Source organism: Massilia psychrophila (assembly GCF_002760665.1).
Lineage (GTDB): Bacteria > Pseudomonadota > Gammaproteobacteria > Burkholderiales > Burkholderiaceae_D > JAFCUW01.
In genome coordinates this window covers 71,875-96,254 of sequence record NZ_PDOB01000013.1, presented here as the reverse complement: position 1 = coordinate 96,254, position 24,380 = coordinate 71,875, and the positions used below count along the sequence as shown (strand labels likewise).

25 protein-coding genes are annotated in these 24,380 nt (G+C 60.1%); 22 read left to right on the top strand and 3 right to left on the bottom strand.

What is annotated here, in order from left to right:
* The first annotated feature begins 27 nt into the window (after positions 1–27).
* Positions 28–1,143, top strand: a complete 1,116-nt coding sequence (ald, locus tag CR103_RS10510; RefSeq protein WP_099915938.1) for an alanine dehydrogenase — start codon at positions 28–30, stop codon at positions 1,141–1,143.
* A gap of 1 nt (position 1,144) precedes the next feature.
* Here the strand turns inward: ald and CR103_RS10505 are convergent, their stop codons facing one another.
* Complete coding sequence (locus tag CR103_RS10505; protein ID WP_099915937.1) at positions 1,145–1,930, bottom strand: 5'-methylthioadenosine/adenosylhomocysteine nucleosidase; 786 nt, start codon at positions 1,928–1,930, stop codon at positions 1,145–1,147.
* Between the two features lie 304 nt (positions 1,931–2,234).
* On the opposite strand from CR103_RS10505, the gene CR103_RS22040 reads away from it, so the two are divergent.
* Positions 2,235–2,471 (top strand): hypothetical protein, encoded by a 237-nt coding sequence (locus tag CR103_RS22040; protein WP_143752572.1) that lies wholly within the window; start codon positions 2,235–2,237, stop codon positions 2,469–2,471.
* Between the two features lie 203 nt (positions 2,472–2,674).
* On the opposite strand, the gene CR103_RS10500 is transcribed toward CR103_RS22040, so the two are convergent.
* Positions 2,675–2,863 (bottom strand): hypothetical protein, encoded by a 189-nt coding sequence (locus CR103_RS10500; protein WP_099915936.1) that lies wholly within the window; start codon positions 2,861–2,863, stop codon positions 2,675–2,677.
* Between the two features lie 302 nt (positions 2,864–3,165).
* Between CR103_RS10500 and CR103_RS10495 the strand changes: the two genes are divergently transcribed.
* The 7 genes from CR103_RS10495 (at position 3,166) to CR103_RS10465 (ending at position 10,746) form a co-directional block, all read left to right on the top strand.
* Positions 3,166–4,203 (top strand): NAD(P)H-dependent flavin oxidoreductase, encoded by a 1,038-nt coding sequence (locus CR103_RS10495; RefSeq protein ID WP_099915935.1) that lies wholly within the window; start codon positions 3,166–3,168, stop codon positions 4,201–4,203.
* Positions 4,204–4,214: 11 nt separating this feature from the next.
* Positions 4,215–5,840 carry a GMC family oxidoreductase gene (locus tag CR103_RS10490; RefSeq protein WP_099915934.1) on the top strand — a complete coding sequence of 542 codons (1,626 nt, stop codon included), beginning with the start codon at positions 4,215–4,217 and terminating at the stop codon, positions 5,838–5,840.
* A 121-nt stretch (positions 5,841–5,961) separates the two neighbouring features.
* Entirely contained in the window at positions 5,962–6,732 is a 771-nt protein-coding gene (locus tag CR103_RS10485; protein ID WP_099915933.1) for an ABC transporter ATP-binding protein, read from the top strand.
* Positions 6,732–7,439 (top strand): ABC transporter ATP-binding protein, encoded by a 708-nt coding sequence (locus tag CR103_RS10480; RefSeq protein ID WP_099915932.1) that lies wholly within the window; start codon positions 6,732–6,734, stop codon positions 7,437–7,439. Before CR103_RS10485 ends, CR103_RS10480 begins: the two co-directional genes overlap by 1 nt.
* 45 nt (positions 7,440–7,484) lie before the next feature.
* Positions 7,485–8,693 (top strand): ABC transporter substrate-binding protein, encoded by a 1,209-nt coding sequence (locus tag CR103_RS10475; protein WP_099915931.1) that lies wholly within the window; start codon positions 7,485–7,487, stop codon positions 8,691–8,693.
* A gap of 159 nt (positions 8,694–8,852) precedes the next feature.
* Entirely contained in the window at positions 8,853–9,737 is an 885-nt protein-coding gene (locus CR103_RS10470) for a branched-chain amino acid ABC transporter permease (RefSeq protein ID WP_099915930.1), read from the top strand.
* Positions 9,738–9,762: 25 nt separating this feature from the next.
* Positions 9,763–10,746 (top strand): branched-chain amino acid ABC transporter permease, encoded by a 984-nt coding sequence (locus CR103_RS10465; protein ID WP_099915929.1) that lies wholly within the window; start codon positions 9,763–9,765, stop codon positions 10,744–10,746.
* Between the two features lie 65 nt (positions 10,747–10,811).
* Here the strand turns inward: CR103_RS10465 and CR103_RS10460 are convergent, their stop codons facing one another.
* Complete coding sequence (locus CR103_RS10460) at positions 10,812–11,978, bottom strand: iron-containing alcohol dehydrogenase (protein WP_099915928.1); 1,167 nt, start codon at positions 11,976–11,978, stop codon at positions 10,812–10,814.
* 378 nt (positions 11,979–12,356) lie between these two features.
* Here CR103_RS10460 and mnmG point away from each other — a divergent pair, with 378 nt between their 5' ends.
* The 13 genes from mnmG to CR103_RS10395 all read left to right on the top strand — a co-directional run bounded on the left by mnmG (position 12,357) and on the right by CR103_RS10395 (position 24,094).
* Positions 12,357–14,288, top strand: coding sequence for a tRNA uridine-5-carboxymethylaminomethyl(34) synthesis enzyme MnmG (gene mnmG / locus CR103_RS10455; RefSeq protein ID WP_099915927.1), 1,932 nt, complete (start codon positions 12,357–12,359; stop codon positions 14,286–14,288).
* Positions 14,285–14,941 (top strand): 16S rRNA (guanine(527)-N(7))-methyltransferase RsmG, encoded by a 657-nt coding sequence (rsmG, locus tag CR103_RS10450; protein ID WP_099915926.1) that lies wholly within the window; start codon positions 14,285–14,287, stop codon positions 14,939–14,941. Before mnmG ends, rsmG begins: the two co-directional genes overlap by 4 nt.
* Positions 14,942–15,073: 132 nt before the next feature.
* On the top strand, positions 15,074–15,844 hold the full coding sequence (locus tag CR103_RS10445; RefSeq protein ID WP_099915925.1) for a ParA family protein: 771 nt from the start codon (positions 15,074–15,076) through the stop codon (positions 15,842–15,844).
* Positions 15,845–15,885: 41 nt separating this feature from the next.
* Positions 15,886–16,776, top strand: a complete 891-nt coding sequence (locus CR103_RS10440; RefSeq protein ID WP_099915924.1) for a ParB/RepB/Spo0J family partition protein — start codon at positions 15,886–15,888, stop codon at positions 16,774–16,776.
* A 272-nt stretch (positions 16,777–17,048) separates the two neighbouring features.
* Positions 17,049–17,387 carry an ATP synthase subunit I gene (locus CR103_RS10435; protein WP_099915923.1) on the top strand — a complete coding sequence of 113 codons (339 nt, stop codon included), beginning with the start codon at positions 17,049–17,051 and terminating at the stop codon, positions 17,385–17,387.
* A 1-nt stretch (position 17,388) separates the two neighbouring features.
* The gene (gene atpB, locus CR103_RS10430) at positions 17,389–18,228 is read left to right on the top strand and encodes a F0F1 ATP synthase subunit A (RefSeq protein WP_099915922.1); all 840 of its coding nucleotides are present in this window, start codon (positions 17,389–17,391) and stop codon (positions 18,226–18,228) included.
* A gap of 100 nt (positions 18,229–18,328) precedes the next feature.
* Complete coding sequence (gene atpE, locus CR103_RS10425; protein ID WP_038494309.1) at positions 18,329–18,574, top strand: F0F1 ATP synthase subunit C; 246 nt, start codon at positions 18,329–18,331, stop codon at positions 18,572–18,574.
* 72 nt (positions 18,575–18,646) lie between these two features.
* Positions 18,647–19,117, top strand: a complete 471-nt coding sequence (locus tag CR103_RS10420) for a F0F1 ATP synthase subunit B (RefSeq protein ID WP_099915921.1) — start codon at positions 18,647–18,649, stop codon at positions 19,115–19,117.
* Positions 19,118–19,119: 2 nt separating this feature from the next.
* Positions 19,120–19,653 carry a F0F1 ATP synthase subunit delta gene (locus CR103_RS10415; RefSeq protein WP_099915920.1) on the top strand — a complete coding sequence of 178 codons (534 nt, stop codon included), beginning with the start codon at positions 19,120–19,122 and terminating at the stop codon, positions 19,651–19,653.
* 68 nt (positions 19,654–19,721) lie between these two features.
* Entirely contained in the window at positions 19,722–21,263 is a 1,542-nt protein-coding gene (gene atpA / locus CR103_RS10410; RefSeq protein ID WP_099915919.1) for a F0F1 ATP synthase subunit alpha, read from the top strand.
* 69 nt (positions 21,264–21,332) lie between these two features.
* Positions 21,333–22,208 carry a F0F1 ATP synthase subunit gamma gene (gene atpG / locus CR103_RS10405; RefSeq protein WP_099915918.1) on the top strand — a complete coding sequence of 292 codons (876 nt, stop codon included), beginning with the start codon at positions 21,333–21,335 and terminating at the stop codon, positions 22,206–22,208.
* Between the two features lie 32 nt (positions 22,209–22,240).
* Positions 22,241–23,641 (top strand): F0F1 ATP synthase subunit beta, encoded by a 1,401-nt coding sequence (gene atpD, locus CR103_RS10400; RefSeq protein ID WP_099915917.1) that lies wholly within the window; start codon positions 22,241–22,243, stop codon positions 23,639–23,641.
* Positions 23,642–23,671: 30 nt separating this feature from the next.
* Positions 23,672–24,094 (top strand): F0F1 ATP synthase subunit epsilon, encoded by a 423-nt coding sequence (locus CR103_RS10395; RefSeq protein ID WP_099915916.1) that lies wholly within the window; start codon positions 23,672–23,674, stop codon positions 24,092–24,094.
* Positions 24,095–24,380: the final 286 nt, after the last annotated feature.

Sequence of the window (24,380 nt, the reverse complement as noted above, 5' to 3'; positions counted from 1 at the left end):
AAATCCATTTATAACCCGGAGGAAGACATGATAGTAGGCGTTCCAAAAGAAATTAAAAACAACGAATACCGGGTTGGGCTGACGCCGCCCAGCGTACGCGAACTGACGTCGCGCCGTCACCGCGTGCTGGTGCAGAAAAACGCCGGCCTCGACATCGGCTTGCCTGATGAACAGTACGTGGCCGCCGGCGCCACCATCGTCGACACGGCGCAGGAAATTTTCGGCAAGGCCGACATGATCGTCAAGGTCAAGGAACCGCAGCCGGGCGAATGCGCGATGCTGAACCAGGGCCAGATCCTGTACACCTACCTGCACCTGGCGCCAGACCCGGAACAGACGGCGGCGCTGGTACGCTCTGGCGCCGTCTGCATCGCCTACGAAACCATCACCGGCGCTGGCGGCGGCTTGCCCTTGCTGGCGCCGATGAGCGAAGTGGCGGGGCGCATGGCGATCCAGGCCGGCGCCGCCCACCTCGAAAAATCGAAAGGCGGCATGGGTTTGCTGCTAGGCGGCGTGCCGGGCGTGGCGGCCGGCCACATCGTCATCATCGGCGCCGGCGTAGTTGGCACCAATGCGCTGCAAATGGCGGTGGGTACGGGCGCCCGCGTCACCGTGCTCGACAAGAACATGGACCGCCTGCGCCATCTCGACCTGATTTTTGGCAACCGGATTTCGACCCAATATTCGAATGCCCATGCGATCGAGGAAGCGGTGTTGTCGGCCGACCTGGTGATCGGCGGCGTGCTGCTGCCGGGCGCGGCGGCACCGAAACTGGTGACACGCGCCATGATTGCCCGCATGAAGCAGGGCGCGGTGGTGGTCGACGTCGCCATCGACCAGGGCGGCTGTTTCGAAACCTCGCGTGCCACCACCCACGCCGACCCGACCTTTATTCTCGACGGCGTGGTCCACTATTGCGTGGCCAACATGCCTGGCGCAGTGGCCCGCACCTCGACCTTCGCGCTCAATAATGCCACCATCGGCCACGCCGTGGCACTGGCGGAAAAAGGCTGGCAGCAAGCCATGCGCGACGACCCGCACCTGAGAAACGGCCTGAACGTTTGTCAGGGCAAGCTTACTTACCAGGCGGTGGCCGAGGCGCTCGATTACGCGTACGTGCCAGCCGAGTCGATGCTCGGTTAAGTCAAGTCAACTTGCCAGGAACCTGCTGGCAAAACCGCCTGACGATATGAAAGGCGTAGCGCGCGGCGACCGATTTTACGAAACGCAGAAAATCGATCGCCGCGTCTTCGTTGGCGTTATCCGATATGGTCCGGATGACGGCGAACGGAATGCCGAGTTCGAAACACACCTGCGCCACCGCCGCCCCCTCCATTTCGACCGCCAGCAAGCCTGGGTGGGAAACATTCAAACTGTCGATATGGGCCCGGCTGCTGATGAACTGGTCGCCGCTGGCGATCAGCCCGCGGTGCACCTTCGGCTGGCCGAGGCGGAAATCACGCCGCTCTTGACCACCGATCGCGGTTAAAAAATCGACATCGACAAAGCTGTCGGCTGCCCAGCCAAGCTGGCGCGACAGGGCGGCGTCCGATTGGAAGCGCGAAAGGCCGGTCAAAGGCACTTCGTAGCGCGGGAACAGGGGGCTGGCATCCATGTCGTGCTGGACCAGCGATTCGGCGATCACGATGTCGCCAACCTGGACGCCGGCGTCGCCTGAACCGGCCACGCCGGTGAACAGGATGTGGGTAACTCCGAACTTTTCCACAAGCATCGTCGCCGTCATCGACGCCGCGACCTTGCCAATCCGCGACAGCACGCACACAGCGTCGATGCCCCACAACCGGCCGGCTGTGTAGTCACGCATGCCGTGCATGACCGTGGCGGCCCCATCCATGGCTTGTATGAGCCCTTGCTGTTCCTCATGGAGCGCGCTGATGATGCCTAATCGCTTGATTTTATGTTGGTTCATGCTTTCTACGCCTGTTCTGCAAAGCGGTTTTCAAGGCTTGTCCACCGGTTCGCCGCGTTTACTGTTTTATATAAAGTAGGTATACAAAATTAGTAGTAATAGTAAACGCGCTATTTTTTGTGGATAAGCCGGTTTTTTTCAACAGGATCAACGGCTTACGGCGTTTACAAGTGGCCTGGGAAACATTGTATCTGCACTGGATGGTTGTGGGATAAGAATTAGGCTATCGGTAAATAGCCGGGTTCTGCACAAATGACACTGTGGATATCCAAGCGCTTATCCACAGCGCACTGCCGGAAGTGTCGTGACAGCACTCGACGCGTGGTCGAACCAGCTTGCCCATGCTGGCTTGAAAAACCGCTCGCTTTGCATAATTACCCGTTTTTCAGATTTTCCGAGCAGCGGCTTGCTTGCACAAAAAAGAGTCATCAACTTTGCCGGCGTTGTTGATGCGATGGCTGCTGCGGACCGGGACGGTCGGGCTTTTGCCTGCCTTTTTCGCGTTTTCTTGTTTACCCAAAAAGTATGTATACAAGTTTAGTAGTAGTAGTTAACGCAGCCCTTTTTCTGTGGATAAGCTCTTAATAGTGAGATAAATCAGGCACTTGCAGCCGGTATAACCCGGTTAACGACTTTGTATGGGCAAGGCATCGAATCTGGACAAAATTTGGCATGTGGACAAAACCGTATTTATCCACAAACGGTACCTGTGGATATTCATAGACTTATCCACAGGTCCTGTCTTCAGCTTCGCCCGGTCGTGCCCAATCGCGGTTGTTTGATCTTCAGCTCGATCATCATCCGCGTCGGCAGACAGGCAGGCAGGCAGACAGCGCAGCGGTGCTGTTCAGTTGCGTAGTCGTCCACCCGGCGCACTTGCATATCGCCGAACATGCCAGCAGCGTTCGACATGACGATCGGACGATCGGCCATTGTTGACGGTGAAATTGACGGCGGAGAGCTTGCGGCGTCGGCTTGCCAGTCTTCCTGGCTGTTATTTGTTTACTAGAACAAGTTGGTATACAAGCTTAGTAGTAGTAGTTAACGCAGCCTGTTTTCTGTGGATAAGCCTGTAAATTCGAACCAAATCAGGCACTTGCGTCCGGTATAAAGCGGTTAACGACTTTGTATGCCGCAGGCATCGTATCTGGACAAAAATCTGGCTGTGGATAAAATGGGACTTGTCCACAAACGGGTCCTGTGGATATGCATAGGCTTATCCACAGGGAGGAAGTATGAATGTGATGTCGTTGATGGCGTTTCCGATCGTGCAAGGGCCGATGGCGGGCGGGGCGTGTACGCCGGCGCTGGTGGCGGCGGTGTCGAACGCGGGCGGACTGGGCAGTCTTGCGGGTTCGCTGCTGTCGCCGGCGGCGATCATTGAGCAGGTCGGCCAGATCCGGGCGCTGACCGATCGGGCCTTCCTGCTCAATTTTTTCGTGCAGGAAACTCCAAAGCCGAGCCAGGCGGAAATCCAGGCCGGGGTTGAACTGTTGCGCCCCGTGTGGGAAGGCCTGGGCTGGTCCGAACTGCCGATCCCGCAGCAATGGTGCCAGGATTTCGACGCCCAGTTCGAAGCCTTGCTGGCAATTGAACCCGCCGCCGCCAGTTTTACCTTCGGTCTCCTGACCGAATCGCAGGTCGAACGCCTGCATTCGGCCGGCATCGCCGTGATCGGCACCGTCACCACGCTCGACGAGGCGCTGGCCTGGGAAACCGTGGGCGCCGACGCCGTGGTGGCGTCCGGCATCGAGGCGGGTGGCCACCGCGGCACGTTTATTGGCGCGCAGGAAGAGGCCACGCTGTCTGCGCGTGCGCTGTGGCCGCAAGTGGCCGATGCCGTCAAGATCCCCGTGATCGCTGCCGGCGGCATCATGACCGGGGTCGATATCGGCGAGGCGCTGGCGCTTGGTGCACGCGCCGTGCAAATGGGCACGGCCTTCCTGGTAACCGATGAATCCGGCATTCATCCGGTATATAAAAAAATGCTGTTGTCGGGTGCCCATTTGACAACCCGGCTGACGCGCAGTTTTTCTGGCCGCTACGCCCGCGGTGTCGAAAATCGTTTCATGGAGCAAATGAAGAGTGTGGAGTTGCAAGTTCCGGCGTATCCTGTCCAAAACGCATTGACCGCAAGCATACGGTCGGCGGCCGCCGCCAGCGGAGATCCGGGCTTGATGTCGATGTGGGCTGGCGCGCAAGTTGGCCGTGCCCGCGCGCTGTCGGTGGCGCAACTGATGCAAACCCTGGTGGCGGAAATGCGCCCGACTTGAAGGAGTGACGATTGGAATCGGCAGGACAATACGACTACATTATCGTGGGAGCGGGCACAGCCGGCTGCCTGCTGGCCAACCGCCTCACCCGCAAGAAGGGCACCACCGTGCTGCTGATCGAAGCGGGCGGCAAGGATGATTATTTGTGGATTCACATCCCGGTCGGCTACCTGCATTGCATCGGCAATCCGCGCACCGACTGGCTGTACCAGACGGAAGCGAACGCCGGCTTGCACGGCCGCGCACTGATTTATCCGCGCGGAAAAGTTATGGGAGGCAGTTCGTCGATCAACGGCATGATCTACATGCGTGGCCAGTCGGGCGACTACGACCGCTGGGCCGAAGCGACGGGCGACGCTTCGTGGGCCTGGGACCAGGTGTTGCCGCTGTTTATGAAAACCGAGAACCACCACGGCGGCGCGGGCCCGGCGCACGGCAGCGGCGGCGAATGGCGGGTCGAAAAACAGCGCCTGTCGTGGCAAATCCTCGACGCTTTCCGTGACGCGGCCGACCAGGTCGGCATCCGTAAGGTGGACGATTTTAACGGCGGCGACAACGCCGGCTGCGCCTATTTTGAGGTTAACCAGAAACGCGGAATCCGCTGGAACACGGCGAAAGCCTTCCTCAAGCCGATCGCCGCACGCGAAAATCTCACCATCATGACGGGCTGCCACGTCGAACGCCTGATCATCGAGCAAACCGCGCAGGGCCCAGTTTGCCGCGGCGTCGAATTCACCGGCGGCGGGCGGGCTTTCCGCGCCGATGCGAAGCTTGAAACCTTGCTGGCGGCCGGCGCCATCGGTTCGCCCCAGATTCTCCAGTTGTCCGGCGTCGGGCCAGCTGGCGCGCTGCACCAGCATGGTATCGTGCCGCTGGTCGACGCACCGGGGGTGGGTGAAAACCTGCAGGACCATTTGCAGTTGCGGATGGTCTACAAGGTGAGCAACGCCAAGACGCTCAATACCAGCGCCGCCAGCTGGTTTGGCAAGATGAAGATCGGCCTCGAGTATGCGATGCTGCAGAGCGGGCCGATGTCGATGGCGCCTTCGCAGCTGGGCGCGTTTGCCAAATCCGATCCGGGTCAGGCCAGCGCCAACCTGCAATACCATGTGCAGCCGCTGTCGCTGGAGAAGTTCGGCGATCCGCTGCATCCGTTCCCGGCGTTCACCGCCAGCGTGTGCAACCTGCGCCCGACCTCGCGCGGACATGTCCGGCTTGCCAGCAAGGACAGTTACACAGCGCCGAAAATTACGCCTAATTATCTCAGCACGGCGGAGGACCGGAAAATCGCGGCCGCCGCCCTGACGTTGACGCGCCAGATCGTGGCGGCGCCGGCGCTGGCCAAATACGCGCCGCAAGAATACAAGCCGGGCATTCATTACCGCACCGAAGACGAACTGGCGGAAGCTGCCGGCCATATCGGCACCACCATTTTCCATCCGGTGGGCACCTGCAAGATGGGCCGCTCAAGCGACCCGACAGCGGTCGTCGACAGCCAATTGCGTGTCATCGGCGTAGCTGGCTTGCGCGTTGTAGATGCGTCGGTGATGCCGAACATCATTTCGGGTAACACCAATTCGCCGACCTTGATGATCGCCGAGAAGGCGGCCCAGCTGATCCTGGCGGTAGCGCATTGAATCGGTGTCGTGTTTGGCACGTCTCCAAATGGTAGTTATACCGTATTGTGACGAAATTTTATTCTGTGTATGATCGTCAAATAATTACATATCGGTATGATAAAAACACTTTGGAGACAGTATGACGGACGTCATCTTGGAAACCAGGAACCTGACCAAAGAGTTCAGGGGTTTCACCGCAGTCAGTGACGTGAATCTCAGTGTCGAGCGCGGACACATCCATGCGCTTATCGGCCCCAACGGCGCCGGCAAGACCACCTGTTTCAATTTGTTGACCAAGTTCCTGGTGCCGACCTCGGGCCAGATCCTGTTCAACGGCACGGACATCACCGCGGCCCGGCCGGCCCAGATCGCCCGCATGGGCATCATTCGTTCGTTCCAGATTTCGGCCGTGTTCCCGCACCTGACGGTGCTGCAGAACGTGCGCATCGGCCTGCAGCGCGAGCTCGGTACGTCCTTTCACTTCTGGCAGAGCGAGCGCTCACTGTCGCGCCTGGACGACCGCGCCATGCAGTTGCTTGCCGAGGTCGACCTGACCGAGTTTGCCGACACCATCACCGTCGACATGCCGTATGGCCGCAAGCGCGCGCTCGAGATCGCCACGACACTGGCGATGGAGCCCGAATTGATGCTGCTCGACGAGCCGACCCAGGGCATGGGCCACGAAGACGTGCACCGGGTCACCGAGCTGATCAAAAAGGTGTCGGCCGGGCGCACCATCTTGATGGTGGAACACAATATGGGCGTCGTTTCCGGTATCTGCGACAAAATTTCAGTGCTGCAGCGCGGCGCCATGCTGGCCGAGGGCAGTTACGCTGAAGTATCGCGCAACCCGCAGGTGATGGAAGCCTACATGGGCACCACCAGCGCCGAACTGGAAGGGGCGCACTGATGGCCGCCGCTCTCGAGATCAACAACCTGCAGGCATGGTATGGCGAATCGCACATCTTGCATAACGTCAACCTGACCGTCAACCAGGGCGAAGTGGTGACGTTGCTGGGTCGCAACGGCGCCGGCCGCACCACCACCTTGCGCGCCATCATGGGCCTGACCGGCAAGCGCACCGGGTCGATCAAGGTGAATGGCGTCGAGGCGATCGGCTTGCCGACCCACAAAATCGCCCATCTCGGCATCGGCTACTGCCCGGAAGAGCGCGGCATATTTTCGTCGCTGTCGACCGAGGAAAACCTGATGCTGCCGCCGGCGCTGGGAGGCGTTGAAAAGGGCATGTCGGTGCAGGAAATCTACCAGATGTTTCCCAACCTGTACGAACGTCGCAACAGCCAGGGCACGCGCCTGTCCGGCGGCGAGCAGCAGATGCTGGCAGTGGCGCGCATCCTGCGCACCGGCGCGCGATTGCTGCTGCTCGACGAGATATCGGAAGGCCTGGCGCCGGTCATCGTGCAGGGGCTGGCCCGCATGATCACCACGCTCAAGGGCAAGGGCTACACCATCGTCATGGTGGAACAAAATTTCCGCTTCGCCGCACCGCTGGCGGACCGGTTTTACGTGGTGGAGCACGGTCAGATCGTCGAGACCTTCGCTTCGTCTGAATTGAACGCCAAGATGCCGGTTTTGACCGAGCTGCTTGGTGTGTAAAAAAGTCGTTCAATAACTAACAACTATCCTTCAAACGGAGACAAAATGAAACGTAAAGCTATCGTCATCGCAGTGAGCGCAGCATGTGCACTCGGAATGACCTTCTCGGCGCAGGCGCAAGTGTCGGGCGACACCATCAAGATCGGCTTCATCACCGACCTGTCGGGCACTTATTCGGACATCGACGGCAACGGTGGCGCCGAAGCCATCAAGATGGCGATTGCCGACATGGGCGGCGCAATCAATGGCAAGAAGATCGAATTCGTTTCCGCCGACCACCAGAACAAGGCCGACATCGCCGCCAGCAAGGCGCGCGAATGGTTCGACCAGCAGGGCGTCGACATGCTGATCGGCGGCACCAACTCCGGCGCTAACCTGGCAATGGCCAAGATTGCTGCTGAAAAGAAGAAGGTGTTCATCTCGATCGGCGCCGGCTCGGCCCGCCTGACGAACGAAGAATGCACGCCGTACACCGTGCACTACGCCTACGACACCATTGCGCTGGCGCGCGGCACCGGCGCGACCATCGTCAAGCAGGGCGGCAAGTCGTGGTACTTCATGACGGCCGACTATGCGTTCGGCCAGTCGCTCGAAAAAGACACGTCGGAAGTGGTCAAGGCCAACGGCGGTACCGTGCTCGGCAGCGCCAAGCACCCGCTGGCGGCGTCGGACTTCTCGGCCTTCCTGTTGCAGGCGCAAGGCTCGAAAGCGCAGATCCTGGGCTTGGCCAATGCCGGCGGCGACACCATCAACACCATCAAGGCGGCCAACGAGTTCGGCATCACCAAGACGATGAAGCTGGCCGGCCTGCTGATGTTCATCAACGACGTCCACTCGCTGGGCCTGAAGACGACCCAGGGCATGTACCTGACCGACGGCTGGTACTGGGACCAGAACGCCGACAGCCGCGCCTGGGCCAAGCGCTATTTTGCCAAAATGAAGAAAGAGCCTTCGATGCTGCAGGCGGCCGATTACTCGGCCGCGACGACGTACCTGAATGTCGTCAAGGCGCTCGGCACGGACGATTCGGACAAGGTCATGGCGCAACTGAAGAAAACCAAGATCAACGACATGTTCACCAAGGGCGGCGAGATCCGTGCCGACGGTCGTATGGTCCACGACATGTACCTGATGCAGGTGAAGACCCCGGCCGAGTCGAAGTATCCATGGGACTACTACAAGGTCGTCGCGACCATCCCTGGCGCCCAGGCGTTCGCCACCAAGGCCGAGACCAAGTGCGCGCTCTGGAAGTAAGCACGACAGTCTGGTAGTTGTTTAAAAAAAGAAGCGGGTCGCGCACCCGCTTCTTTTGTAATCACTCCGCACGCGGTTGGCGCGGACCCGGTTCGGCGGCCTCGCGTTTTTCTTTTGTTCCCCACCGGTTCAATGCCGGTTTTTTTGTACTGTGATGCCATGGAAATCTTCGGCGTTCCTCTCCAGGCCATGATGAGCCAGCTGCTGCTCGGCCTCGTCAACGGCTCGTTCTACGCCATGCTCTCGCTCGGCCTTGCCGTCATCTTCGGCCTGCTCAACGTGATCAACTTCTCGCACGGCGCCCTGTACATGATGGGCGCGTTCTTCGCCTTCATCGGTGTGACGACGTTCGGACTCAGTTACTGGTCGATGCTGATCATCGCACCGTTGCTGGTAGGCGTGTTCGGCATCATCGTCGAAAAAACCATGCTGCGCTGGCTCTACAAGCTGGACCACTTGTACGGCTTGCTGTTCACTTTCGGCGTCACCTTGCTGCTCGAAGGCGTGTTCCGTTCCTTTTTCGGCGTATCGGGCCAGTCGATCGACGTGCCGGAAATGCTTACCGGCGCCACCGACCTCGGCTTCATGATTCTGCCGAACTACCGTGCCTGGGTCGTCGTCGCTTCGCTCAGCGTGTGCCTGGCGACCTGGTTCGTCATCGAAAAAACCAAGCTCGGCTCGTACCTGCGGGCCGGTACCGAGAACCCGAAACTGGTCGAAGCGTTCGGCATTAACGTGCCGCTGATGGTCACGTTGACCTACGGCTTCGGCGTCGCGCTGGCCGGCTTTGCCGGCGTGCTGGCGGCGCCGATCATCAACGTCACCCCACTGATGGGCTCGCATCTGATCATCGTCGTGTTCGCCGTGGTGGTGATCGGCGGCATGGGCTCGATCATGGGCTCGATCCTGACGGGCCTGGGCCTGGGCATCATCGAAGGTTTCACCCGGGTGTTTTACCCGGCGGGATCCGAAGTCGTGGTGTTCGTCGTGATGGTGATCGTCCTGATGATCCGTCCTGCCGGCTTGTTCGGCAAAGAGAAGTAACGCGCATACTAAAACGGAGCATTCAATGTACAAAAACATCGGCTATTTTCTCGCGTTTGCCATCGCGGTCGCTGCCCCCTTCATCGGCTACCCCGTGTTCCTGATGAAGCTGTTGTGCTTCGGCCTGTTTGCCTGCGCCTTCAACTTGTTGATCGGCTATACCGGGCTGCTGTCGTTTGGCCATGCTGCCTTCTTTGGCTCGGCCGGCTACGTCACCGGCCATGCGCTGGCCGCCATGGGCTTGCCGGTCGAGTTCGGCATCCTGCTGGGTGTCGGCGCCGCGGCACTGATCGGCCTGGTCATGGGCTTGCTGGCGATCCGCCGCCAGGGCATCTACTTCTCGATGATTACGCTGGCACTGGCCCAGATGGTGTATTTCGTCATGCTCAAGGCGCCGTTTACCCATGGCGAGGATGGCCTGCAAGGGGTGCCGCGCGGTAAGCTGCTGGGCGTGATCGACCTGTCCGACGACACCACGCTGTATTTCGTGGTGCTGGTGATTGCTATTGCCGGTTTCGCGCTGATCGTGCGCACCGTCCATTCGCCGTTCGGTCAGGTATTGAAAGCTATCAAGGAAAACGAGCCGCGCGCCATTTCGCTCGGTTACGACGTCGACAAGTACAAGCTGATGGCGTTCGTGCTGTCGGCCGCGCTGGCGGGGCTGGCCGGTGCCACCAAGACGCTGGTGCTCGGCTTCGAGACGCTGACCGACGTCCACTGGACCATGTCGGGCCTGGTGATCCTGATGACGCTGGTAGGGGGCATGGGCACGCTGGTCGGCCCGATCCTCGGCGCGTTCATCGTCATCACGCTGGAAAACAAGCTGGGCGACGTTGGCGCCTTTTTGGTGCGCACTACTGGGATCGAGTGGTTTTCGACCCTTGGCGAGTCGGTCGGCATGGTGATTGGCCTGATCTTCATCGTCTGCGTGCTGGCGTTCCGGCGCGGCATTGTCGGCGAGATCGGCGCTGCCATCGCGGCCGCCACGCGCAAGAAGAAAGTCGCCTGAGGCTGGCGCTTGTACTAGCCCCAAAAAACCGCGCCTTTGGCGACTGGGTTTGGCGGCGCCGGACGCTACAGCGCGGCGGCGTAAATCGCGCGCGCATCACTCCAGTCCAGTTCGCGCGGATTGTTGCCGAGCAGACGAGTCTGCTTCATGGCATCGTCGGCCAGCCGGTCGAGGTCGGCTTCAGTGATGCCCACTTGCCGCAGCGTCGTCTCGATGCCGGTCAGGTGGGCGGTCTGCTGCATTGCAACAATCAACGCCTCGGCGCGCGCTTCCTGGCTGCCTTTAACGTCGGGCGCGATGATGCCGGCGATCTCGGCGTAATGGTCGAGCGCTTGCGGCATATTGAAGCGCAACACATGCGGCAACACCAGTGAATTGGACAGTCCGTGCGGCACATGAAAAATGCCGCCGATCGGATACGCCAGTGCGTGCACGGCAGCTACCGGAGAGTTCGAGAACGCCTGGCCGGCGAGAAAGGCGCCAAGCAGCATCGCCTGGCGCGCCTGCATGTTGGCACCGTTTTCGCAGGCGGTGAGCAGGTTGTTAGACAGCAAGGACAGGGCTTGGCGCGCCAGCATGTCCGACAACGGATTTTTCTTGTGCTTGCTGGTAAACGCTTCGATCGCATGGACCATGGCGTCGATACCGGTGGCGGCGGTGACGACCGGCGGCAAGCCCAAGGTCAGTTCGGCGTCCAGCACGGCAAGGTCGGCATATAGTTGCGGCGCGACCACACCCATCTTGGTGGTCTCGCCAGTGGTGACGATGGCGATGTTGGTGACCTCGGAGCCGGTGCCGGCGGTGGTCGGCACTTGCACCAGCGGCAGGCGCTTGCCCGTCACGTTGCCGATGCCATAGATCTGGCCTATGATTTGCTCGCTGCCGGCCAACACCGCGATCAGCTTGGCGACATCCATCGAACTGCCGCCGCCGATGCCGATGACGATGTCGACGGCGTTATTGCGCGCGAACGCGACAGCGTCGAGCACGACTTGTTCGGGTGGATCGGCCACGACCTTCGAATAGACCAGCACCGTGAGCGCATGGTGTTCCAGGTCGCGCTTGGGCGCCTCGACCAGGCCGGTGCGCAGGAAGCCGGGATCGGTAACGATCAGCGCTCGCCGCGCTTGTGGAAAGTGCGCGCTGACGTGCTGTCCGAGCTGCGCGGCGGCGCCAGGCATCGACACGAGATGGGGCACGGTACTGAAGATAAAAGGGGCGAGTATGGTCATGGCCGGGCTGATCCTCGATGGGGAATGCGTCAAGCTTACACGAAGCAGGCGACAGTGGGGAAGGCCGGTGGGGGTGATGTTCCTTCGCTACAATAAGCGCGTTCGCTTCGTCTTTCGTGGTGCATTCATTGCCACCCGGATTTACGGCTACGTTAGCCGGTCCTTGCTGCCGGTCGTGCTGATTGTGTTCCACGTGGAACAATGTCGCTGCCGATTTTGGACCTTTGTTTCACGTGAAACAACCGGGCAGACGGGTTTTTGCTTTGTTCCACGTGGAACATCGTTGCTACTTCACCGGTAAAATCTTCCCGCAGCAGAGCCCACGTCACAAAAAGACTCTATAATCGGGCCTCAACTTCCTGCTTTTCATTTTCCATCATGCTATTTCCAACTGAATTCGACGTGATCGTTGTCGGCGGCGGCCATGCCGGCACAGAGGCGGCACTCGCTTCTGCCCGTATGGGCCAGAAGACTTTGTTGCTTACGCATAACATTGAGACGCTCGGGCAGATGTCATGCAACCCGTCCATCGGCGGCATCGGCAAGGGCCACCTAGTCAAGGAAGTCGATGCGATGGGTGGCGCGATGGCGATTGCCACCGACGAAGCCGGCATCCAGTTTCGCATCCTGAACTCGTCCAAGGGGCCGGCCGTGCGCGCCACCCGCGCCCAGGCCGACCGCATCCTGTACAAGGCGGCGATTCGTTCGCGCCTGGAAAACCAGCCGAACCTGTGGCTGTTCCAGCAGGCGGTGGACGACCTGATGCTCGAAGGCGAGCGGGTGGTTGGCGCCGTCACCCAGATCGGGCTGCAGTTTCGCGCCCGCGCCGTGGTGCTGACAGCTGGCACTTTCCTCGACGGAAAAATTCACGTTGGCCTGCAATCGCATTCGGCCGGACGGGCCGGCGACCCGCCGGCGATTTCGCTGTCGGCGCGCCTGAAAGAACTGAAGCTGGGGCAGGGGCGTTTGAAGACCGGCACGCCGCCGCGCATCGACGGGCGCAGTATCGATTTTTCGGCGATGAACGAGCAACCCGGCGACGTCGATCCGGTGCCGGTGTTTTCCGTCATGGGCAACGCGGCGATGCATCCGCGCCAGGTGCCGTGCTGGATGACTTATACCAACGCCCGCACCCACGACATCATCCGCGCCGGCCTCGACCGTAGCCCGATGTTTACCGGTGTCATCGAGGGCGTCGGGCCGCGCTATTGCCCGTCGATCGAAGACAAGATTCACCGCTTCGCCGGCAAGGATTCGCACCAGATTTTTCTCGAGCCGGAAGGCTTGACCACCAACGAGTACTATCCGAACGGTATCTCGACCAGTTTGCCATTCGACGTCCAGATCGACCTGGTGCGCTCGATGAAAGGGATGGAGAACGCGTTTATCCTGCGCCCCGGCTATGCCATCGAATACGACTATTTTGACCCGCGCGGCCTGAAAACCTCGCTCGAAACGAAAGCCATCGCCGGACTGTTTTTCGCCGGCCAGATCAACGGCACCACCGGTTACGAAGAAGCGGCGGCGCAAGGCATGCTGGCTGGCCTGAACGCAGCCTTGCTGACCCAGGGGAAGGGCGCCTGGGTGCCGGGCCGCTCGCAGGCATATCTCGGCGTGCTGGTCGACGACCTGACAACCCAGGGCGTAGCCGAGCCGTACCGGATGTTTACCAGCCGCGCCGAGTTCCGTCTTTCGCTGCGCGAAGACAATGCCGACATGCGGCTGACCGACATCGGCCGCCAGCTCGGCTGCGTCGGCGACGCACAGTGGGCGGCGTTCGACACCAAGCGCGAAGCGGTGGCGCGCGAACTGGAGCGTTTGCGCTCGACCTGGGTCAACCCGCGTGTGCTGGCGGCAAGCGAATCGGAGCGTGTCATCGGCCAGGCGATCGAGCGCGAATACTCGCTGGCCGACCTGCTGCGCCGACCGGGCGTCGAGTACGACAAGCTGATGAGCATGTCCGGCGTCGACGGCCAGGCGCTGGCCGGCCCCGGCGTGATGGATGCGGCCGTGCGCGAGCAGGTCGACATCCAGCTCAAATATGCCGGCTACATCGACCGCCAGGCCAAGGAAGTCGAGCGCCTTGACCACTACGAAAACCTCAAGCTGCCGGAAAGTTTTGATTACCTCGACATTCCGGCGCTGTCGATCGAGGTGCGCCAAAAGCTCGACAAGCAGCGCCCTGAAACGCTCGGCCAGGCGTCGCGAATTTCCGGCGTCACGCCGGCGGCGATCTCGCTGCTGTTGGTGCACCTGAAAAAACGCGGCGCACGCGGCTTTGCGACCTTGAACGAGGAGCTGGCAGGATGAAGTTTTTCGACCGCGCCGCGGTGGCGCCCATCCTGGCCGACGGCATCAAGGCGTTGGCCCTTGACCTGGACGAGCAGCAGCACACGCAGCTGCTGGACTACCTGGCGCTGCTATTCAAATGGAATTCGGTCTACAACCTGACCTCGGTGCGCGACCCGCTGCAGATGGTCACCCACCATCTGCTCGATTCGCTCGCCGCCGTGCCCAGCTTCGCCAGCGCCGCCAATGTGCTCGATGTCGGCGCAGGGGGCGGCTTGCCGGGCATCGTGCTGGCGATCGCCCGCCCAGGCATGCAGGTGGCGCTGATCGACACGGTGCACAAGAAAACCGCGTTCCTTAAGCAGGTAAAGGCCGAGCTGGGATTGACCAACGTGACGGTATACACCGACCAGGTCCAGCAACTGCGGGTTGCGCTGCCGTTCGACGTGATCACCTCGCGCGCGTTTGCCGACCTGTCCGATTTCGTCGACTGGTCGGGCCATTTGCTGGCCGACGGCGGCCAATTCATCGCATTGAAGGGCGTGGCGCCGCCGAGTGAGCAGGAACGCCTGCCGGCCCGCTGGAGCGTGAGCAGATTGCAGGCTTTGAAGGTGCCGGGGCTCGATGCCGAGCGCCACCTGGTGTTCATCGCAAAATCGGATAAAACAGAGTAAACCATATAAACGGTTTATACGGAATAAACACTTTAAATCGTATATACAGAATAAACTGTTTATACCGTTTATATAGTATAAACCGTGTAAACCATATAAATTAATATTGTTGCGTCCACTACAAGAGCGTACATGGCCAAAATTTTTTGTGTAGCAAACCAGAAGGGCGGGGTGGGCAAAACCACCACCAGCGTCAATCTCGCCGCGGGACTGGCCAAGCTCGATCAACGGGTACTGCTGGTCGACCTCGACCCGCAGGGCAATGCGACCATGGGAGCGGGCATCAACAAGGCCGGCTTGACAGCGTCGACCTACGAAGTGCTGCTCGGCGAAGCCGACGTCGCCACGGCGCGCCAGCGCTCCGAGTCGGGCCGCTTCGACGTGCTGCCGTCGAACCGCGAGCTGGCCGGCGCCGAAGTCGAGATGGTCGAACTGGACCACCGCGAACGGCGCCTGAAAGACGCGCTGGCCGCGGTCGACGCCGACTACGACTTCATCCTGGTCGACTGTCCGCCGGCGCTGTCGATGCTGACCCTTAACGGCCTGTGCGCCGCCAACGGCGTGATCATCCCGATGCAGTGCGAGTACTACGCCCTGGAGGGCCTGTCCGACCTGGTCAACACGATCAAGAAGGTGCACGCCAACCTGAACCACGACCTCAAGATCATCGGCTTGCTGCGCGTGATGTTCGACCCGCGCATGACGCTGTCGCAGCAGGTGTCGGCCCAGCTCGAGCAGCATTTCGGCGACAAGGTCTTCAAAACCATCATCCCGCGCAACGTGCGCCTGGCCGAGGCGCCTTCGTACGGCGTGCCCGGCGTGGTGTTCGACCCATCCTCGAAAGGCGCGCAGGCATATATTGCCTTCGGCGCCGAGATGATCGAACGCATCAAGACGATGTAACCGAAGAATGTAACCAGAACCGACGAAAGCACTCAGCAACCATGGCGACCAAAAAACTCAAGGGCCTCGGCCGCGGCCTCGACGCGCTGCTTGGCGGCGATGGCGATCTCACCGCGGCCGCCGGCGCGCCCTCAAGCCTGCCGGTGGCGCAACTGCAGCCCGGTAAATACCAGCCGCGCACGCGCATGGACGAAGGCGCCCTTAACGAACTGGCGGCGTCGATCAAGACACAGGGCGTGATGCAGCCGGTGCTGGTGCGCCCGGTAGACGCGGCGGCGGGCGATGTGCCTGGCGGCGCGATCCGCTACGAGATCATCGCCGGCGAGCGGCGCTTTCGCGCGGCCATGCTGGCCGGCCTCGAATCGATTCCCGTCCTGGTGCGCGACGTCGACGATCAGGCCGCCGCGGCGATGGCCCTGATCGAGAACATCCAGCGCGAAGACCTCAACCCGCTCGAGGAAGCGCAAGGCATCCACCGCCTGATCGACGACTTCCACTTTACCCACGAGCAGGCAGCCAACGCGGTCGGCCGCTCGCGCAGCGCGGTGTCGAACCTGTTGCGCCTGATGAATTTGGCGGCGCCGGTGCAAACCATGCTGATGGCCGGCGACATCGACATGGGCCACGCTAGAGCCCTGCTCGCCGTCGACGCCGCCACCCAGATCAGCCTGGCCAGCCAGGTTGTCGCACGGCGCCTGTCGGTACGCGAAACGGAAAAGCTGGTGACCCGCACGATGGACGAGGCGGCCAATCCGCCGGCCGCGCGCCAGAAGGACAAATCGGGCGACATCATGCGCCTCGAGGAAGAGCTGTCCGACAAGCTGGCCACCCCGGTATTGTTCAAAATGGGCGCCAAGGGGCGCGGCCAGATGATCATCGATTTTGCCGACCTCGACATCCTCGACGGCGTGCTGGCCAGGCTGCGGGCGTGACCGGCCGCTTCGCTGGTGGAGCGGGCCACGCAACGCGGCCATCAACGCCGTTCTGCACTGACGATCAAGGCCATGTTTTGACAAAAATTGGGGAAAATAAGTGTACAAGTGCGCAACCCGAGCACGCAGGTGTCGCTTTTGGAGCGAATTGCGCTCATAAGCATTGCCGCGCCGTTTGACGCCTATACGCACAAACCCTTATAATTCCGCTGATTCACTAAAACACCAACAACATACACGCCCGATTCCAACGACTTGCGCGAAGAACAAAAATGCTGCGCATAATTTCGATGCAAATGATTGCGACAGTAGTCGCCGGCGTTATCGCCGCACTGCTGGGAGGCATGGCCGCGATGACGTCGGCGGTGCTTGGTGGCTTGTGTTGTGTAATACCGAATGCCCTGTTCGCGCTGCGCTTGTTCGCCGGCACCCAGCGTCCAGGCGGGGCAAACCCGATGACTTTTTTCATCTGGGAGTTTGTAAAGATTGCACTGACGTTTGCGCTGTTTGGCGCAACCGCTTGGTTTTATCACGAAGTGAACTGGCTCGCGTTTATCGTCGGGTTCATCGTGGCGCTCAAAAGTTACATAATCTTACTATTTAGGCAATAAAATGGCGAATCCAACGGTTGAAGGAGCAGCAGCGCACGCTCCGAGTGCTTCAGAATATATTGTCCACCACCTGGGTCACCTGTCGAACAAAACGCAGGCCTCGACGGTTGATTTTTCAGTCTATAACATCGACACGATTTTCTGGTCGATCACAATGGGCGTGATCGGTTCGCTGCTGATGTGGCTGGCCGCGCGCCGCGCCACTTCCGGCGTGCCTGGCCGGTTCCAGGCTGCCATCGAGATCCTGGTCGAAATGGTCGAAGACCAGTCGAAAGCCATTGTCCACGGCGACCGCCGCTTCATCGCTCCGGTGGCCCTGACGGTGTTCGTCTGGGTGTTGCTGATGAACGCGCTGGACTTCCTGCCGGTCGATATGTTTTCTTCCTTATTTGCCGCGCTCGGCATGGACGACGTGATTTCGCATCATCGCGGTGTACCGACCGCCGACCTGAACGGTCCGATGGGCATGGCGCTTGCCGTGCTCGCCGTAGTCCTGTACTACAACGTCAAAATCAAAGGCCTTGGCGGCTGGCTGCACGAACTGTTTGCCGCGCCGTTCGGCATCTGGCTGGCGCCATTCAACCTGCTGCTCAACATCATCGAGTACGTGGCGCGCACCGTTTCGCTGGGCATGCGATTGTGGGGCAATATGTATGCGGGCGAATTGCTGTTCCTGTTGATTGCCTTGCTCGGCGCGATGGCAACCACGTTCGGTTTTCTCGGCCACGTGGTCGCCGGTTCCGTCTGGGCCATCTTCCACATCTTGATCGTCGTCCTGCAGGCATTTATCTTCATGATGCTTACTTTGGTGTATATAGGTCAGGCGCACGAAGGACACTAATCGACCGCGGGACCCGCATTCGAACAGATTGTCGTAGTAAAAAAGTTTGTATTTATTTATTTATTTTTTAGTTTTAACTTAACCTCCTAAAGGAATTTTCATGACTGACCTCTCTTTTGTTGCTCTGGCTTGCGGTTTGATTATCGGCCTCGGTGCTATCGGTGCCTGCATCGGTATCGCAATCATGGGCGGCAAATACCTGGAAGCATCGGCTCGCCAGCCTGAACTGATGAACACGCTGCAGACCAAGATGTTCCTGCTGGCCGGTCTGATCGATGCTGCGTTCCTGATCGGCGTCGGTATCGCCATGCTGTTCGCCTTCGCAAACCCGTTCGTCCCTAAGTAATTCGGCGCTTCGCCAACTCTCAACAGCCGAACTGCGAAGTTCGGCGTACTTTTTTCTGAGAAGGAAAATACCGTGAACTTAAACGCAACCCTGTTTGCCCAGTTCGTGGTCTTCTTCATCTTGTGCGGCTTCACGATGAAATTCGTCTGGCCGCCAATGATGAAAGCGCTCGACGAGCGCGTTAAGAGGATCGCGAGCGGCCTCGCCGCGGCTGACCGTGGCAAAGCCGACATGGCCGCCGCCGAAAAGCGTGTGCAGGCTGAATTGATGGCCGCGCGCACCGAAGTGCAAAGCCGCATCGCCGATGCCGACAAGCGCGCCCTGGCGATCATCGACGCTGCCAAGAGCACCGCAGCGGAAGAAGCGACGCGTATCCTGGCAGCAGCCAAGGCCGACGCCGAGCAGCAAGTTGCGCGTGCGCGCGATGCGTTGCGTGCCGACGTCGCCGCACTGGCCATCAAAGGCGCCGAACAGATTCTCAAGCGCGAAGTGAACGCAACGGCCCACGCCGACCTGCTGTCGCAACTGGCGACCGAGCTGTAATCATGGCTGAACTCGCAACCGTCGCCCGTCCTTACGCCGAAGCGTTGTTCCGTGTCGCCCAAACCGGCGACATGGCCGCCTGGTCCACACTGGTGGCCGAGCTGGCCAACATCGGCACCAATCCGGATGTGCAGGATTTCGCCCGCAACCCGAACGTGACGGAGGCGCAGGTCGCCGACGCGTTTGCAGCGCTGGTCCAGGCACCAATGACCGCTGAAGCCACAAACTTTATCGCCATGCTGATCGAGAACGGCCGCGTTTCCTTGCTGCCTGAAATCGGCGCGCAATTCCATATGCTGAAAAATGCACAGGAAGGTGCCGCGGACGCCAGCATCGTCAGCGCATTCGTGCTCTCGAACGCACAGGTCGCTGAACTGGTTGTCACGCTGGAAAAGAAATTTGGCCGCAAGCTCAACCCAACGGTGACAGTGGATTCTTCGCTGATCGGTGGTGTGCGCGTGGTGGTCGGTGATGAAGTGCTCGATACCTCGGTGCGCGCCAAGCTGCAACAGATGCATGTTGCGCTTGCCTCGTAACGACACTACCGCATTCACGCCGGCGCCTCGCCCTTGCTCTACGCATCAAGAAACTATTAGGAGTTAGCATGCAACTTAATTCATCTGAAATCAGCGAACTGATCAAGAGCCGGATCCAAGGCATTGAATCGAGCGCTGAAGTTCGCAATCAGGGCACGGTTATCTCGGTTGCCGACGGTATCTGCCGCATCCACGGTCTGTCGGACGTGATGCAGGGCGAGATGCTCGAATTCCCTGGCAACACGTTTGGCCTGGCGATGAACCTCGAGCGCGACTCGGTCGGCTCCGTCATTCTCGGCGCCTACGAGCACATTTCCGAAGGCGACACGGTCAAGACGACCGGGCGCATCCTGGAAGTGCCGATCGGTCCCGAGCTGCTCGGCCGCGTGGTCAATGCACTGGGCCAGCCGATCGACGGCAAGGGTCCGGTCAACGCCAAGCTGACCACTGCGATCGAAAAGATCGCACCGGGCGTGATCGCCCGTAAATCGGTGTCGCAGCCAATGCAGACGGGCCTGAAGTCGATCGACTCGATGGTGCCGATCGGCCGTGGCCAGCGCGAGCTGATCATTGGTGACCGCCAGACCGGCAAGTCGGCCGTAGCGATTGATGCAATCATCAATCAAAAAGGCCAGGACATGAAGTGTATCTATGTCGCGATCGGTCAGAAGGCGTCGACCATCAAGAACATCGTACGCTCGCTGGAAGCGCACGGCGCGATGGAATACACCATCGTTGTCGCCGCTTCGGCGTCCGAATCGGCCGCCATGCAGTACATCTCGCCGTACTCCGGTTGCGCCATGGGCGAATACTTCCGTGACCGCGGCGAAGATGCGCTGATCGTCTACGACGACCTGTCCAAGCAAGCGGTTGCCTATCGCCAGATCTCGCTGCTGCTGCGCCGTCCGCCAGGCCGCGAAGCTTACCCTGGCGACGTGTTCTACCTGCACAGCCGCCTGCTCGAGCGCGCAGCACGCGTCAACGAAGACTACGTTACGAAGTTCACCAACGGTGCTGTGACCGGCAAGACCGGTTCGTTGACCGCACTGCCGATCATCGAAACGCAAGCCGGCGACGTTTCCGCTTTCGTGCCGACCAACGTGATTTCGATCACCGACGGCCAGATTTTCCTCGACACGGCGCTGTTCAACTCGGGCGTGCGTCCAGCCATTAACGCCGGTATCTCGGTGTCGCGCGTCGGTGGCGCCGCCCAGACCAAGGTCATCAAAAACCTGTCTGGCGGTATCCGTACCGACCTCGCCCAGTACCGCGAATTGGCTGCGTTCGCGCAGTTTGCCTCGGATCTGGACGAATCGACCCGCAAGCAGCTCGACCGTGGTGCGCGCGTCACTGAACTGCTCAAGCAGTCGCAGTACTCGCCGCTGTCGATCTCGCTGATGGCCGTGTCGCTGTTTGCCGTCAACAAAGGCTACTTCGATGACCTCGATATCAAGCAGGTGCTGCCGTTCGAAGCCGGCCTGCATGATTATATGAAGACCAAACAAGCTGCCCTGCTGTCCAAGATCGAAGATACCAAGCAACTGGACAAAGATGGCGAAACCGCCATGGCTGCCGCTATTGCTGACTTCAAGAAATCCGGCGCATATTAATAGCGAAGCAGGCAGGCGCTGGGCGGCTTACTGCGTAAGCCTTCCAGCCCGCATAAGGAGTTAGGACTCATGGCATCAGGCAAAGAGATACGTGGCAAGATCAAGAGCGTAGAAAATACGAAGAAGATCACCAAGGCGATGGAAATGGTCGCCGCATCGAAAATGCGCAAAGCGCAGGATCGCATGCGCGCCGCCCGTCCCTACAGTGACAAGATTCGGAATATCACCTCCAATCTGGCAACGGCGAATCCGGAATACACCCACGCGTTCATGGCGCAAGCCAAGAACGTGCAGGCGAAGGCCATTGGCTTCATCATCGTCACGACCGACAAGGGTCTGTGCGGTGGCATGAACACCAACGTGCTGCGTATGGTGACGCAAAAAACGCGCGAGCTGGAAGCAGCTGGCAACAAGATTCAAGCAGTTGCCATTGGCAACAAGGGTTTGGGGTTTTTGAATCGGGTGGGTGTCAAGGTCGTTTCACACGTGATCCAGATTGGCGACACCCCGCACCTGGACAAGTTGATCGGGCCGATCAAGGTCATGCTCGATGAATACGAGGAAGGCAAGCTCGACGCAGTCTACATCTGCTACACCAAGTTCCTCAACACGATGAAGCAAGAACCGATGGTAGAGCAGTTGCTGCCGCTGTCGGCCGACAAGCTGGTAGGCGACAAGGGTAACAACTCTTGGGACTATATCTACGAGCCGGAAGCCCAAACCGTGATCGACGAACTGCTGGTGCGTTATGTCGAGGCGCTGGTGTACCAGGCAGTCGCTGAAAACATCGCGTCCGAGCAATCGGCGCGGATGGTGGCGATGAAATCGGCAAGCGACAACGCCGGTAGCGTCATCGGCGAACTGAAGCTGGTCTATAACAAGACCCGCCAGGCTGCGATTACCAAAGAACTCTCCGAGATCGTCGCCGGCGCGGCAGCGGTCTAAACCCGAATTTAAATCAAATAGAAGGAACGAACATGGCTGATGGCAAAATCGTTCAGTGTATTGGCGCTGTTGTTGACGTTGAGTTTCCGCGCAACGCAATGCCTAAGGTTTTCGACGCACTGAAAATGGCAGGCTCCGAACTGACCCTGGAAGTTCAACAGCAGCTCGGCGACGGCATTGTCCGTACCATTGCGCTGGGCACGTCCGATGGCCTGCGTCGCGGCATGATAATCCAGAACACCGGCGGCCCGATCATGGTACCGGTCGGCAAGGCTACCCTCGGCCGCATCATGGACGTGCTCGGTAACCCGATCGACGAATGCGGTCCTGTCTCGCACGAGCAAACCGCATCGATCCACCGTGTCGCTCCTGCGTACGACGAACTGTCGCCGTCGCAAGACCTGCTGGAAACCGGCATCAAGGTGATCGACCTGGTGTGCCCGTTTGCCAAAGGCGGTAAAGTCGGCCTGTTCGGCGGCGCCGGCGTCGGCAAGACCGTCAACATGATGGAACTGATCAACAACATCGCCAAAGCGCACAGCGGCTTGTCCGTATTCGCCGGCGTGGGCGAGCGTACCCGCGAGGGTAACGACTTCTACCACGAGATGGCCGACGCCAAAGTGGTCGACCTGGAAAACCCGGAAAACTCGAAAGTGGCGATGGTCTACGGCCAGATGAACGAGCCGCCAGGTAACCGTCTGCGCGTGGCGCTGACGGGCCTGACGATCGCCGAATCGTTCCGTGACGAAGGTAAAGACGTTCTGTTCTTCGTCGACAACATCTACCGCTTCACCCTGGCCGGTACCGAAGTATCCGCACTGCTCGGCCGTATGCCGTCGGCAGTGGGTTACCAGCCGACCCTGGCCGAAGAGATGGGCCGCCTGCAAGAGCGCATCACGTCGACCAAAGTCGGCTCGATCACCTCGATCCAGGCCGTCTACGTCCCCGCCGATGACTTGACCGACCCGTCGCCTGCGACCACCTTCGGCCACCTCGATTCGACCGTCGTGCTGTCGCGTGACATCGCTTCGCTGGGTATCTACCCGGCCGTCGATCCACTCGACTCGACCTCGCGCCAGCTGTCGCCGCTGGTGGTTGGCCAGGAACACTACGACACCGCCCGCGCGGTGCAAGGTACCCTGCAGCGCTACAAGGAATTGCGCGACATTATCGCCATTCTGGGTATGGACGAATTGGCGCCGGAAGACAAACTGCTGGTTGCGCGTGCGCGCAAGATGCAGCGTTTCCTGTCGCAGCCGTTCCACGTCGCTGAAGTGTTTACCGGTTCGCCAGGCAAGTACGTTTCGCTGAAAGACACGATCAAAGGTTTTAAAATGATCGCGTCGGGCGAACTCGACCACCTGCCTGAGCAAGCGTTCTACATGGTTGGCACGATCGAAGAAGCCATCGAAAAAGCCAAGAAGCTCGGCTAATAGCGGCTCCTTCACACCGATAGGACACACATGGCAAACACTATTCACGTCGACGTCGTATCGGCCGAGTCCCTGATTTTTTCGGGCGAAGCCGAGTTCGTCTCGTTGCCGGGTGAAGCAGGCGAGCTGGGGATTTATCCCCGGCACACCCCGCTGATCACGCGCATCCGTCCCGGTGCTGTACGGATCAAGGTCGTCGGCCGCGATGAGGAAGAACTCGTCTTCGTCGCGGGCGGCATCCTCGAAGTGCAGCCGCACGCGGTGACGGTTTTGGCCGACACCGCAATCCGCGGTCACGACCTGGACGAAGCAAAGGCGTTGCAAGCGAAGAAAATGGCCGAAGAGCTGATGGTCAACAAGGACTCGAAGATCGACTACGCGAAAGCGCAGTCCGAACTGGCCACCGCCATCGCCCAGCTGGCAGCAATCGCCCGCCTGCGCAAGGTGCGTTAAGTACGGCGCAGTAAGCAATACGCAAAAAGGCAGCTTCGGCTGCCTTTTTTTACGTTTGTCCATGTTTTCGGCAATATCGACAATGCCCGGCTTCGTCCGTTAAGTGCGCATCCGCTCCGACGTGATGATCGGCGGCGCCCGTGCCAGCAGCGTCAACGTCGACCCGGTACTGCTGGGCATTGGACTGGGCTACCGGTTCTGACCGCACGCAGCGAAGAAGACCGGCCCTCGCGGGCCGGTTTTTTTTCGTCTACGCATCGCGCGCGGCGCGCAAGCTGCCAGCGAT